This window comes from Pseudomonas sp. SBB6 (genome assembly GCF_024213215.1).
Lineage (GTDB): Bacteria > Pseudomonadota > Gammaproteobacteria > Pseudomonadales > Pseudomonadaceae > Aquipseudomonas > Aquipseudomonas donghuensis.
In genome coordinates, this window is sequence record NZ_JANAVH010000009.1 from 81,080 (window position 1) to 93,402 (window position 12,323).

Genomic DNA, 12,323 nt, shown 5'->3' on the forward strand with positions numbered 1-12,323 from the left:
AATCACGGGAATATCGGAACACTTGCTGGCTGAGCATAATTAGGTCAGCCTCAAGACACTGATATGCCAATGATCCCGGAGCGTGCCGCTGGGGACAACTGGATATTTCTGCCGCTATCGATGACTTTTACGAATGAATTACCGCCACCTCACGCCGTCCATGTCATTGCTGCTGGCTTTCGAAGCCGCTGCCCGGCATGAAAGCTACACCCGCGCCGCCACCGAGCTGTCACTGACCCAAAGCGCGGTGAGCCGCCAGGTGCAGGCGCTGGAGCAGCAACTGGGCCTGACCCTGTTCCGCCGCGAAGGCCGTCAGGTGCGCCTGACCGATGTCGGCAGGCTGTATCAGCGGGAAATGAGCGAAGCCCTCGGGCGGATTCGCAGCGCCACCTTGCAGGCCATGGCGTACCAGTCCGGCGAAGGCAGCCTGCGCCTGGCGACCCTGCCGACCTTCGGCTCCAAGTGGCTGATGCCGCGCCTGCATGAGTTCTACAAGCTGCACCCGGGCATGCTGGTGCACATCAATTCACGCATCGAAGCCATCGATTTTGAAACCAGCGGCATCGACGCCGCCATCGTCGTCGGCAATGCCGACCTGCCGGGGCTTGTCTGTCATCGCCTGCATGCCGAAGAGTTGCTGGTGATCCTCTCGCCGGACACCGCCGCCAGCCAGGCCGACTGGTCACCGGCACACCTGCGCGAACAGTTGCTGCTCAACGTGGCCAACAACCCCAACGCCTGGGGCGAATGGTTTTCCCACCATGGCCTGGCGCACCGCAGCATGCGCCTGGGGCCCAGCTTCGAGCTGACTTCGCACCTGATCCAGGCGGTGCGCGCCGGCATCGGCATCGGCCTGGTGCCGCGCATCCTGGTGACCGACGAGCTGGCCAGCGGTGAACTGGTCAGCGTCGGTGCACCCTTTGCCAGCCAGCGCAGCTACTACCTGATCTACCCGCCACGCAACCAGTCGCTGCCGTCGCTGACGGCGTTTCGCGGCTGGTTGCTGGGGCAAATCTGAAGCCCAGGCTCAGATGCTCAGGCAGATCTTGCCGAAGTGCTGGTTGCTTTCCTGGTAGCGGAAGGCCTCGACGATCTGCTCCAGGTCGAAGGTCTTGTCCACCACCGGACGCAGGCCATTGGCATCAATGGCGCGAACCATCGCCTGTTGCTGCGCCCGGCTGCCGACCAGCACGCCTTGCAGGCGAATCTGCCGCACCAGGGCCTGGACCAGCGGCAGGTTGCCCGCCACGCCGGTGAGGATGCCGATCAGCGACACATGCCCGCCAATACGCGCAGCGATCATCGACTGCTCAAGGGTCGCCGGGCCGCCCACCTCGATCACATGATCGACGCCGCGGTTGGCGGTGAGCTGGCGTACCTTCTCGCCCCAGGCCGGGGTGCTGCGGTAGTTGATCAGGTGGTCGGCACCGAGGGCCTTGAGGCGCTCGAGCTTCTCGTCACTGGAGGACGTGGCGATCACCGTGGCACCGGCCAGCTTGGCGAATTGCAGGGCGAAAATCGACACGCCACCGGTGCCTTGCACCAGTACGGTATCGCCTGGCTTGAGCGAGTCATCGGCCATCAGTGCGCGCCAGGCGGTGAGGCCGGCGGTGGTCAGGGTCGCCGCTTCGGCGTGGCTGTAGCCCTTGGGCGCATGGGTGAAAGAGGTCGCACGGGCAGTTACCTGTTCGCGGGCATAACCGTCGATGCCATCACCCGGGACCGTGGCGAAACCTTCGACCAGCGGCTGACCGTCCAGCCAGTCCGGGAAGAACGTGCTGACCACCGCATCGCCAACGGCGAACTCGCTCACGCCAGCACCCACTGCGGTCACCACACCGGCGCCGTCGGCCATGGGAATACGCGGCGCAGTCGGCCCCCACATGCCACTGACCACGGCGAAGTCGTGATAGTTGAGCGAGTTGGCGTGCAGGCGCACGCTGATTTCGCCGGCTTGCGGCGCCGCAGCCTCACGGGTGCCGACCTGCACCTTGTCGTAACCACCGCCGGTCTGGACGATAATGGCCCTGCTGGTCATGGAAACCTCCTGAGTCGATAGACAAATAGCTGACCAGTCTTTGCCTGCCCCTGCCCCAGGTCAAGCACCAGCGCTTGCATAGTTCGCCAGCAAACCACAATAATGCGACTAATTATCAATTACTCAATATTGCCCCACCATGCCCGCTCCCGATCATGCTGCCCTGCACGCGCTCTACAGCGAACATAACGGTTGGTTGAAGAACTGGCTGCGTGCCCGCCTGGGCAATGCCAGCGACGCCGCCGACCTGGCCCAGGACACCTTTATCCGGGTTTTGAACGCGCGCAATGCCGACACCATTCGCGAGCCGCGCAGCTACCTGGGGGCCATTGCCCATGCGTTGATGATCGACAAGTTTCGCCGCAAGGCGCTTGAACAGGCGTACCTGGACGAACTGGCGCTGCGCCCGGAGCGGGTCGCCGAATCGCCGGAAAGCCGCTTGCTGATCCTCGAAGCCTTGCTGGCCGTGGACCAGATGCTCGATGGTCTGGGCGAGCGTACGCGCACTATCTTCCTCACCGTACAGCTCGAAGGCCTGAGCTATGTGGCCACTGCCGAGCGCCTGGGGGTGTCGGTGACCACGGTGAAGAAGCACCTGATCCGCGCCATGACCCACTGCCTGCTGCTGACGGACGACTGACATGGCCCAGCCGCTGGACGCTCGCACCCTCGAAGCTGCCGCCACCTGGTACGTGCAGCTCAACGCCGCACCGCCCAGCGCTGCCCAGGTGCAGGCCTGGCAAGATTGGTTGGGCAAGAGCCAGGCCCATGCCCAGGCCTGGGCGCGGGTAGAAAAGCTGCAGCGCCAGCTGGGGCGCCTGCCCGCCGATGTCGCCCTGCCGACCCTGGCCGGCGTGCGCGCCCGGCGTCGCGCCGTGCTCAAGACCCTGGCGCTGCTGATGGCCGTCGGTGCAACGGGATGGGCTGTACGGGAAAGTACTCCGGGCCAGGCCTGGATGGCCGAGCTGCGCACCGGCAAGGGCCAGCGCCGCCAAGTACGCCTCGACGATGGCAGCCAGCTCGAACTCAATACCGACAGCGCGGTGGATATCCGCTACGACGGCCAGCAACGTCTGCTGCGCCTGTACAGCGGCGAAATCATGGTGCAGACCGCCCGTGATAGCGCGGCTCGCCCGTTCATTGTCGAAACGGCCGAAGGCCAGGTGCGCGCCCTCGGCACGCACTTCAACGTCCGTAGCGACAATGGCCTGAGCCGGGTCAGCGTGCTGGAACATGCGGTTGAAGTGCATCCGCTCGACCAGCCGCTGTTGATGCTGCGCCTGGAGGCCGGGCAAAGCGTCAGCTTCGACCGCAAGCAGATTGCCGCCGCCCATAATGCCCTGCCCGGCACGGGTGCCTGGACCCAGGGCATGCTGACCGTGATCGAATGGCGCCTGGAGGACTTCATCAGCGAACTGCGCCGTTACCGTCCCGGCGTGCTGCGCTGCGCCGAAAGCGTCGCCGACGTGCGCCTGTCCGGCGCCTTTCGTATCGACGACACCGACACCATCCTGGAAAACCTGGGCATGTCGTTGCCGGTCAGGGTGCGTTACCTGACCCGCTACTGGGTCAGCATTGAAGCTGTCTGAAGAAATTTCGCACAAAGGGTTGCCGATTTTCATTCTCATTCGGCTACGCAGGTAAAGCGGCACATTTCGACCGCCCCCTCTGCCCAGCCAATCGAAGGAAATCCTGCATGACCCCGACTTGTCCGCGCGCCCCCCGCCCGCTGGTTCGCGCTGTCCACCTGGCGCTGTTCGGCCTGACCCTGGCGCCGCTGCCGCTGCTCGCGCTACTGCCCGCCGAGGCCATGGCGCAGAGCGCCAGCACGCACTTCCAGATCGCCCCGGGCCCGTTGGGCACCGCCCTGAGCCTGTTCGCCACCCGCGCCAACATCACCCTGTCGTTCGATGCCCGGCAGACCCAGGGCCAGCAGTCGGCCGGCCTGCAAGGCAACTACTCGGTGGAAGAAGGCCTGGCGCGCCTGCTCAGCGGCACCGGCCTGCAGGCTCAGCGCCAATCCAACGGCGGCTACGTATTGGTGCCGGCCAACGCGGGCGCAGCGATGGAGCTGGGCGCCACCAGCATCAATGCCCTGGGCCTGGGTGAGACCACCGAGGGCACCCATTCCTACACCACGGCGGCAACCCGCACCGCGACCAAGCTGCCGCTGTCGATCCGCGAAACACCGCAAACCATCACCGTGGTCACCCGCCAGCAGATGGACGACCAGGGCGCCCAGAGCATTGCCGATGTGTTGCGCAACACCCCCGGCGTATCGGCGCAAACCTACGACAGCGACCGCACCGAGTTCACCAGCCGCGGCCTGGTGATCACCAACTACCAGTACGACGGCGTCAACACCGTGTATGACGGCGTGTATGGCGAAGGCACCGCGCATGTCGACATGGCCATCTATGACCGGGTGGAAGTGCTCAAGGGCGCGACTGGTCTGATGACCGGCTCCGGCGACCCGTCGGCCACGGTCAACCTGATTCGCAAAAAACCTACCGCGCAGTTCCAGGGTTCGCTCACCGGCAGTGCCGGCAGTTGGGACAACTACCGTGGCGAAGTCGATGTCTCCGGCCCGATCAACAGCAGCGCCAGCGTGCGTGGGCGCTTCGTCAGCGCGCAACAGGACAAGAAGGGCTACCAGGACCACTACCAGCAAAGCAAAGAGGTGTACTACGGCATCCTCGAGGCCGACATCACCCCCGACACCCTGCTGACCGTCGGCATCGACCAGCAGACCACCACCCCGCGCGGCAGCTCATGGACCGGTAACCCGGTGTACTACACCGACGGCGGCCGCACCGACTTCTCCCGCTCGTTCAACCCGGGCGCCGACTGGAGCCGCCGCGACTTCCAGAACCGCACCTACTTCGCCTCGCTGGAACAGGCGCTGGCCAATGACTGGTCGCTCAAGCTGACGGTCAACCAGTTGCAAAGCGACCACGACACTCGCCTGGCCTCGGCCAGCGGTGGCGCGCCGGATCGCAATGGTGATGGCATGTCGTTCTTCTGGGGGCGCTGGGAAGGTCATCGGGTACAGAACAGCGCCGACCTCAACCTCTCCGGCCCGTTCACCCTGTTCGGTCGCCAGCATGACCTGGTCGTCGGCCTGGACACCAACCACTCCCGCCAGACCGGCGCCACCTGGGACACCAGTGAGTTTGCCATGGTGCCAGGCAGCATCTTTGACTGGGACGGCCACATCGCGGTGCCGCAGTTCCCGAAAAACGGCAAGTACGAGCAGAAGAAAAGCCAGAACGGCGCCTACCTCGCCACCCGCCTGCACCCGACCGACGACCTGTCGGTGATCCTCGGCACCCGGGTCAGTACCTTCAAGTACGACGACAACTACGACTACGACGGCCTCAACCCGACCTTTCAGGACAGCCAGTCCGGCTACAAGCAACATGGCGTGGTCACCCCGTATGCCGGTATCGTCTATGACCTCGACGACACCTACTCGGTGTACGCCAGCTACACCTCGATCTATCAGCCACAGAGCAACAAGGACAGCAACGGCGCCACCCTCGAGCCGGTCGAAGGCGACAGCTACGAAACCGGCCTGAAAGCGGCCTACTTCGACGGCAAGCTCAACGCCAGCCTGGCGCTGTTTCGCATCGAGCAGGACAACATTGCCGAATCGATCGGCACCAACCCTGCGACCAACGAAGGTATCTACAAGGCCACCAGTGGCGCCACCACCCAGGGCATCGAACTGGAAGTTGCCGGTGAACTGCAGGAAGGCTGGAACCTCTCGGCAGGCTACACCTACGCCCGCTCGCGCGATGCCGACGAGCAGCACATCTATGGCTACCCGATGAGTACCAGCAAGCCCGAGCACCTGGTGCGGATGTTCACCACTTACCGCCTGCCGGGGGTACTGGACAAGGTGACCGTGGGCGGTGGGATCAACTGGCAGAGCGCGTTCTACGGCAAGATCTACAACCGCTCGGTGAACGACTACACCTTCATCAAGCAAGGCGGCTACACCCTGGTCGACCTGATGACCCGCTACCAGTACAACGAGCAGCTGAGCTTCACGGTCAATGCCAACAACGTGTTCGACAAGCGTTACCTGAGCGGGCTGGGCAACTTCGAAACCACCTACTACGGTGACCCGCGCAATGTGATGCTGACGACGCGCTGGGAGTTCTGAGGCCTCATCGCGGGGCAAGTCGGACCGCCGCACCGCCGCTCCTACTGGTGGTGGTGCGGCGGTCCGACTTGCCCCACGATGAATTCAACTCAATGGTCGAGCATCACCTGCAACGCCCGGCAATCCGCCGCATGCCAGTCGGCCAGCTGCGGCCAGGGATTGTCCGGCAGGTTGACAAGAATCGTCCGCGCCCCCGCCGCCCGGCCGCAATCCAGGTCAAAGCGATAATCGCCGACCATGACCATCTCGGTCGGCGCCACGTCCCAGGCTTTGGCCAGCTTCAACAAGCCACCCGGGTGCGGCTTGGGCGGGGCTTCATCACGGCCGACGATGTGCTCGACGGCAAAGCAGTCGGCCAGGCCGATCGCTTTCAGGGTGATGTGCGCCAGTTCACGGGCGTTACGGGTCAGAATGCCCAGTTGGCAACCGCGCGCCGCCAGATCGCGAACCAGCTCCACCGCGCCGGTGGCCGGGCGCGAACCGATCGCCAGCTCACGCTCATGTTCCAGCAGCCAGGCATGCTTGGCCGCGGCCTCGGCGGCCGGCAAAGCGGCCAGGTGGGTAAGGATGTCGTGCGTCTGCGGAATCTCCAGCGCCTCCTTGATCGCCGCAAAATCATGCACGGCAACGGTCAGGGTGCCGTCCATGTCGAACACCCAGTGGCGAATCTGCTGCAGGCTCATTGCCAATCCTTGCGATGTCGAATCAGGCCTTCCTGGCACGACGACGCCACCAGTTGCCCGGCCTGGTTGTAGATGTTGCCGCGGGCAAAACCACGGGCATTGCCGGCCCATGGGCTGTCCATGGCATACAGCAGCCACTGGTCGGCACGCAGGTTGCCGTGGAACCACAGCGCGTGATCGAGGCTGGCGATCTGCATGTCTTTCTGCCACACCGATTTTCCGTGGGGCAGCAGCGAGGTGGTCAGCAGGCCAAAATCTGACGCGTAAGCAAGCATGTACTTGTGCAGCGCCGGCACGTCCGGCAGGTTGCCATCGGCGCGGAACCAGACGTACTTCACCGGTTCGCCCGGCTTGGGGTTGAACGGATCCTCGGCGGTCACCGGGCGCATTTCGATCGGTTTGGCGCAGAGCATCTTGTCGCGGATCGCCTCGGGCAGGCGATCGGCCATGCGCTTGGCCAGTTCGACTTCCGACGGCAGGTTCTCCGGGCCGACCACCTTGGGCATCTGGCTCTGGTGCTCGAAGCCTTCTTCGTCGTACTGGAACGAGGCGCTGCAGGTGAAGATGGTCTGGCCCTTCTGGATCGCGGTCACCCGCCGGGTGCTGAAACTGCCGCCATCGCGCACACGGTCGACCGAATAGACCACCGGCATGCTGGCATCACCCGGGCGCAGGAAGTAACCGTGCAACGAATGCACATGCCGCGCCTCCTCGACCGTCTGGCTGGCCGCCGACAGCGACTGGCCCAGCACCTGGCCGCCGTACAGCTGGCGGAAACCCAGGTCCTGGCTTCGCCCGCGGAACAGGTTTTCCTCGATCGATTCCAGGCTCAACAGGTCAACCAGATCGTCCAACACGTGGCTCATTCAAGATTCTCCAAGGCAATGCGCAACTGCAGCAAATAATACAGGGTTTGTCATTGCCGGCCTGTATGTTGTGCAATTCAGCCGCGCAGGGTGGCCTGCCACTGGGCGCGGTCGATGCGGTACAGCACGTGGGGGCGCAAGGGGTGGCCTGGCTCAAGTTTCGGGTGCTCGAAGCTGCCGGCCAGATCCTGCTGCATGCCGATGGCCTGCATGACTTTCTGCGACGCCAGGTTGCTTTGCGAGGTGAACGACACCACCTGCTCCAGGCCCAATTGCGCGAACGCGCAGCGCAGGCTGGTCCAGGCCGCCTCGCTGGCAAAGCCCAGCCCCCAGTGGCGTCGGGCCAGGCGCCAACCGATCTCCACGGCCGGGGCGAAGTCGGCATCAAAACTCACATTGAGCAGGCCGGTCATGCCGATGAAAGCGCCGGTGTCCTTGCGCTCCAGGGCCCACAGGCCATAGCCGTACTCATTGAAGTGACCACGAATACGGCCGATCAGCGCGGCGCTCTCCAACCGGGTCAACGGCGCAGGAAAATAGCGCATGACCATAGGGTCGGCGCACATGGCAGCAAATTCGGCGAGATCGTCATCCTGCCATTGGCGCAATTGCAGCCGTGCGCTTTCCAGTTGCAATATCGGGGTCATGCTCGGCTCCTTATCCACAGCCTGCAGTTTACAGCGTAGGCTGTTCATTGGCTGCTGGCGTCCCGGTGCGGGTAGCACAACAAGGCAAGGAGCTGGCAAGATCAACGCTTGCTCTGACCAAGACCCCGCCATGCCCCTGCCGCTGATCTACCACGACGACTACAGCCCGGCGTTCCCTGCCGAACACCGTTTTCCGATGGACAAGTTCCGCCTGTTGCGCGATCACCTGGTCGCCAGCGGCCTGACCACGGATGCGGCGTTGCTACGCCCAGAAATCTGCCCCAACGACATCCTTGCCCTGGCCCATGACCGTGCCTACATCGAGCGCTACATGCACGGCGAGCTGTCGCGCGAAGACCAGCGCCGCCTCGGCCTGCCCTGGAGCGAAGCCCTGGCGCGGCGTACCGTGCGCGCGGTGGGCGGCTCGCTGCTGGCCGCCGAGCAGGCGCTTGAGCACGGCATCGCCTGCCACCTGGCCGGCGGTACCCATCACGCCCATTACGATCACCCGGCCGGTTTCTGCATCTTCAATGACCTGGCGGTGATCAGCCATTACCTGCTTGAAGCCGGGCGGGTACACAAAGTGCTGATCTTCGATTGCGACGTGCACCAGGGCGACGGTACCGCGCGCATCCTCCATAACACCCCGGACGCCATTACCGTGTCACTGCATTGCGAGCAGAACTTCCCGGCGCGCAAGGCCGAAAGCGACTGGGACATTCCCCTGCCCCGCGGCATGGGTGACCAGGCTTACCTGAAGGTGGTCGATGACGCGCTCAATTACCTGCTGCCGTTGTACCGCCCGGACCTGGTGCTGTACGACGCCGGGGTCGATGTGCACAAGGATGATGCTCTCGGCTACCTGCAACTCACCGACGAAGGCGTCGCGGCGCGCGACGAAAGCGTGCTGCGCCACTGCCTGGGGCGTGACATTCCGGTAGTCGGGGTGATCGGCGGAGGTTACAGCAAAGACCGCGAGGCCCTCGCCCGCCGTCATGGGATACTGCACCACAGCGCCAGCCGCGTGCTGGGTTACTCACAATGACTGTGGAACCGCCTGTGGATAACCTGCTGGAAACCCCCTCAACGCCTTTAACCACCTGGCCTTGAGCCTGCTGTTCATTTTTTGATCAGTGTTTCCGGGCGCCTCGCTAAGGTAGAATGCCGGCTCTTTTTCCCAGCTTGCAGCCGACCATGACCGACACCCGCGCCACCGACCGCCCACACGTTGCCATTATCGGAGGCGGGCCGGCCGGGCTGATGGCCGCCGAAGTGCTGAGCCAGGCCGGAGTCGCCGTCGAGTTGTACGACGCCATGCCCTCGGTGGGCCGCAAGTTCCTCCTGGCCGGGGTCGGTGGCATGAACATCACCCATTCCGAGCCTTACCCGGCGTTTATCTCCCGTTATGCCGAGCGCGCCGGCGAAGTCGCCCACCTGCTCGAAGGCTTCGATGCCGATGTGCTGCGCCAGTGGATTCACGACCTGGGTATCGAAACCTTTGTCGGCAGTTCCGGCCGGGTCTTCCCCCGCGACATGAAAGCCGCACCGTTGCTGCGCGCCTGGCTCAAGCGCCTGCGTGACGCCGGGGTCGTTATCCACACCCGCCATCGCTGGTTGGGCTGGAACACCGAGGGCGCCTTGCGGATCGCTTATCCACAGGGCGAACTGACACTCAAGCCGGCCGCCACCGTGCTCGCGCTGGGCGGCGGCAGTTGGGCGCGGCTGGGTTCCGATGCCGCCTGGCTGCCCTGGCTACAGGCGCAGGGCGTGCAGATTGCGCCCTTGCAGGCGGCCAACTGCGGCTTCGAGGTCGAAGGCTGGAGCGCAGTGCTCAAGGACAAGTTTGCCGGCGCGCCGCTGAAGAACATCGCCCTGAGCCTTGATGGCCAGAGCCCGCGCCTGGGTGAGTGCGTGGTCACCGCCCAAGGCCTGGAAGGCAGCCTGGTGTATGCCTGGTCGGCGCAGATCCGCGAAGCGATCAACCACGATGGTAGCGCCAGGGTGCTGATCGACCTGCTGCCCAACCGGCCTGTGGATAAAATCCAGCAGGCCCTGGCCAAACCGCGAGGTTCCCGCTCGATGGCCAAGCATCTGCACAGTCAGCTTGGCCTGGACGGGGTCAAGGCGGCGCTGCTGCGCGAGCAGACCGATCAACAGACCTTTGCCGACCCGGCGTTGCTGGCGCAGGCGATCAAGGCTTTGCCGGTCACCCTGGTGCGCCCTCGCCCGCTGGATGAAGCGATCAGCAGTGCCGGTGGGGTGACCTTCGAAGCGCTGGATCCGCGCTTGATGCTCAAGCAGCTGCCTGGGGTGTTCTGTGCCGGCGAGATGCTCGACTGGGAGGCGCCGACCGGCGGCTATCTGCTGACGGCCTGTTTTGCCAGTGGGCGCAAGGCCGGGTTGGGCTTGCTGGACTGGCTCAAGGCCTAAGGGAAGGCTTCGCCTTCCATCGCCGGCAAGTCCGGCTCCCACAGGTTATCGCTGCCCTCTGTAGGAGCGGGCTTGACCCGCGATGGCGTACTCAAGGCTTGCGCTTGCGCGGCCCGGTGTTGAAGGTCGGCACCTTGCGCACCGGCTTGGCCTGCGGCGCCGCTGCCGGCGCTTCTGCACTGTCCAGCCAACGCCCGAGGCTGCGTTTGCTGCTGTTTTCCTTGGGCTTCTTCGGCTTTTTCGGCTTCTTCAGCACCTGGCCATTGGCATCGGTCATCGGCACTTTGTGGTCCGGAATGAAATCCGGCTCTTCATGGCGCGGCAAGGTCTTGCGGGTCAGGGTTTCAATCGCCGACAGCAGTTGAACCTCGTCGGCACACACCAGCGAAATCGCCTCACCACTGTTGCCCTTGCGCCCGGTACGGCCGATGCGGTGAATGTAATCCTCGGCCACGATCGGCAGGTCGAAGTTGACCACCAGCGGCAAGTCGTCGATATCCAGCCCACGTGCTGCCACGTCGGTGGCGACCAGGATCTGGATCTCGCGGGCCTTGAAGCTGTCCAGGGCTCGCTGGCGAGTGGCCTGGGGCTTGTCGCCGTGAATACCGTCGGCGTTGACGCCCTGGCCACGCAGGCGCTCGACCAGTTGATCGACGCCATTGCGGGTCTTGGCGAACACCAGCACCTGCTTCCAGCGCTGCTTGCGCATCAGGTGGCTGAACAGCTCCGGTTTGCGCTTCTTGTCCACCGGCACGATCCACTGTTTGACGGTGCTGGCGGTGACGTTGCGCGGGCTGACTTCAATGCTCAACGGGTCATTGAGGGTCTGCGCGGCCAGTTGGCGGATCTCATCGGAGAACGTCGCCGAGAACAACAGGGTTTGCCGACGTGCCGGCAAGGCGGCGTATACCGCGCGCAGCTCTTCGGCAAAGCCCAGATCGAGCATGCGGTCGGCTTCATCGAGCACCAGCGCCTGCAACTGATTGAACTTCACCGCGTTCTGGCGGAACAGGTCGAGCAGGCGGCCCGGGGTGGCCACCAGCAAGTCGATACCCTTGCGCAGCTTCATCATCTGCGGGTTGATGCTGACGCCGCCATACACCGCATAGGTGCTCAGCGGCAGGTGCTCGGCGTATTCGCGAATGTTGGCGTGAACCTGTTCGGCCAGCTCGCGGGTCGGTACCAGCACCAGGGCGCGCACCGAGTTGCTGGCAACCTTGGCCCCTTCCAGAGTCAGGCGCTGCAGCAGCGGCAGGGCAAAACCTGCGGTCTTGCCAGTGCCGGTCTGGGCGGCGGCCATCAGGTCGCGGCCGGCCAGCACGGCAGGGATGGCCTGGGCCTGGACCGGCGTCGGGGTGTTGTAGCTCAGGCGCTCGAGCGCGCGCAGCAAGGGTTCGATCAGGCCGAGTTGGGCGAAAGTCATGGCAATACCGTGTGGGGAATTCAGCAATGGCGGCAGTTTACCCTGTTCGCGCCCGGCGCGTGGCTTCG

General features: G+C 64.4%; 11 protein-coding genes. 6 read left to right on the top strand and 5 right to left on the bottom strand.

Annotated elements, in window-relative coordinates:
* Nucleotides 1-133 precede the first annotated feature (133 nt).
* Nucleotides 134-1,018: a LysR substrate-binding domain-containing protein gene (locus NLX68_RS18210; RefSeq protein ID WP_254285123.1), complete on the top strand. Its 885-nt coding sequence runs from the start codon at nucleotides 134-136 to the stop codon at nucleotides 1,016-1,018.
* Nucleotides 1,019-1,027: 9 nt separating this feature from the next.
* Here NLX68_RS18210 and NLX68_RS18215 read toward each other — a convergent pair whose 3' ends face one another.
* A complete protein-coding gene (locus tag NLX68_RS18215; RefSeq protein WP_010222950.1) occupies nucleotides 1,028-2,038 on the bottom strand; it encodes an NAD(P)-dependent alcohol dehydrogenase in 1,011 nt (336 codons plus the stop codon).
* Between the two features lie 139 nt (nucleotides 2,039-2,177).
* On the opposite strand from NLX68_RS18215, the gene NLX68_RS18220 reads away from it, so the two are divergent.
* The 3 genes from NLX68_RS18220 to NLX68_RS18230 all read left to right on the top strand — a co-directional run bounded on the left by NLX68_RS18220 (nucleotide 2,178) and on the right by NLX68_RS18230 (nucleotide 6,206).
* Nucleotides 2,178-2,678, top strand: coding sequence for a sigma-70 family RNA polymerase sigma factor (locus NLX68_RS18220; RefSeq protein ID WP_254285124.1), 501 nt, complete (start codon nucleotides 2,178-2,180; stop codon nucleotides 2,676-2,678).
* A 1-nt stretch (nucleotide 2,679) separates the two neighbouring features.
* A complete protein-coding gene (locus tag NLX68_RS18225) occupies nucleotides 2,680-3,627 on the top strand; it encodes a FecR domain-containing protein (protein ID WP_254285125.1) in 948 nt (315 codons plus the stop codon).
* A gap of 107 nt (nucleotides 3,628-3,734) precedes the next feature.
* Entirely contained in the window at nucleotides 3,735-6,206 is a 2,472-nt protein-coding gene (locus tag NLX68_RS18230) for a TonB-dependent receptor (protein WP_254285126.1), read from the top strand.
* Between the two features lie 89 nt (nucleotides 6,207-6,295).
* On the opposite strand, the gene NLX68_RS18235 is transcribed toward NLX68_RS18230, so the two are convergent.
* The 3 genes from NLX68_RS18235 to NLX68_RS18245 all read right to left on the bottom strand — a co-directional run bounded on the left by NLX68_RS18235 (nucleotide 6,296) and on the right by NLX68_RS18245 (nucleotide 8,402).
* Nucleotides 6,296-6,889 (bottom strand): HAD family hydrolase, encoded by a 594-nt coding sequence (locus tag NLX68_RS18235; RefSeq protein WP_254285127.1) that lies wholly within the window; start codon nucleotides 6,887-6,889, stop codon nucleotides 6,296-6,298.
* Nucleotides 6,886-7,755 carry an acyl-CoA thioesterase II gene (gene tesB, locus NLX68_RS18240; protein WP_010222945.1) on the bottom strand — a complete coding sequence of 290 codons (870 nt, stop codon included), beginning with the start codon at nucleotides 7,753-7,755 and terminating at the stop codon, nucleotides 6,886-6,888. Before tesB ends, NLX68_RS18235 begins: the two co-directional genes overlap by 4 nt.
* 77 nt (nucleotides 7,756-7,832) lie before the next feature.
* Complete coding sequence (locus NLX68_RS18245; protein ID WP_010222944.1) at nucleotides 7,833-8,402, bottom strand: GNAT family N-acetyltransferase; 570 nt, start codon at nucleotides 8,400-8,402, stop codon at nucleotides 7,833-7,835.
* Nucleotides 8,403-8,532: 130 nt separating this feature from the next.
* Between NLX68_RS18245 and NLX68_RS18250 the strand changes: the two genes are divergently transcribed.
* Both NLX68_RS18250 and NLX68_RS18255 read left to right on the top strand, forming a co-directional pair.
* Nucleotides 8,533-9,447 carry a histone deacetylase gene (locus NLX68_RS18250; RefSeq protein ID WP_254285128.1) on the top strand — a complete coding sequence of 305 codons (915 nt, stop codon included), beginning with the start codon at nucleotides 8,533-8,535 and terminating at the stop codon, nucleotides 9,445-9,447.
* 149 nt (nucleotides 9,448-9,596) lie between these two features.
* Nucleotides 9,597-10,832, top strand: coding sequence for a TIGR03862 family flavoprotein (locus NLX68_RS18255; RefSeq protein ID WP_254285129.1), 1,236 nt, complete (start codon nucleotides 9,597-9,599; stop codon nucleotides 10,830-10,832).
* 91 nt (nucleotides 10,833-10,923) lie between these two features.
* Here NLX68_RS18255 and NLX68_RS18260 read toward each other — a convergent pair whose 3' ends face one another.
* On the bottom strand, nucleotides 10,924-12,255 hold the full coding sequence (locus NLX68_RS18260; RefSeq protein WP_254285130.1) for a DEAD/DEAH box helicase: 1,332 nt from the start codon (nucleotides 12,253-12,255) through the stop codon (nucleotides 10,924-10,926).
* Nucleotides 12,256-12,323: the final 68 nt, after the last annotated feature.

Bases quoted from the DNA above. Each gene is read 5' to 3' on its own strand.
- NLX68_RS18225 (WP_254285125.1), top strand. From the start codon at position 2,680: ATGGCCCAGCCGCTGGACGCTCGCACCCTCGAAGCTGCCGCCACCTGG.
- tesB (WP_010222945.1), bottom strand. From the start codon at position 7,755: ATGAGCCACGTGTTGGACGATCTGGTTGACCTGTTGAGCCTGGAATCG.
- NLX68_RS18215 (WP_010222950.1), bottom strand. From the start codon at position 2,038: ATGACCAGCAGGGCCATTATCGTCCAGACCGGCGGTGGTTACGACAAG.
- NLX68_RS18245 (WP_010222944.1), bottom strand. From the start codon at position 8,402: ATGACCCCGATATTGCAACTGGAAAGCGCACGGCTGCAATTGCGCCAA.
- NLX68_RS18235 (WP_254285127.1), bottom strand. From the start codon at position 6,889: ATGAGCCTGCAGCAGATTCGCCACTGGGTGTTCGACATGGACGGCACC.
- NLX68_RS18210 (WP_254285123.1), top strand. From the start codon at position 134: ATGAATTACCGCCACCTCACGCCGTCCATGTCATTGCTGCTGGCTTTC.
- NLX68_RS18220 (WP_254285124.1), top strand. From the start codon at position 2,178: ATGCCCGCTCCCGATCATGCTGCCCTGCACGCGCTCTACAGCGAACAT.
- NLX68_RS18255 (WP_254285129.1), top strand. From the start codon at position 9,597: ATGACCGACACCCGCGCCACCGACCGCCCACACGTTGCCATTATCGGA.
- NLX68_RS18230 (WP_254285126.1), top strand. From the start codon at position 3,735: ATGACCCCGACTTGTCCGCGCGCCCCCCGCCCGCTGGTTCGCGCTGTC.
- NLX68_RS18260 (WP_254285130.1), bottom strand. From the start codon at position 12,255: ATGACTTTCGCCCAACTCGGCCTGATCGAACCCTTGCTGCGCGCGCTC.
- NLX68_RS18250 (WP_254285128.1), top strand. From the start codon at position 8,533: ATGCCCCTGCCGCTGATCTACCACGACGACTACAGCCCGGCGTTCCCT.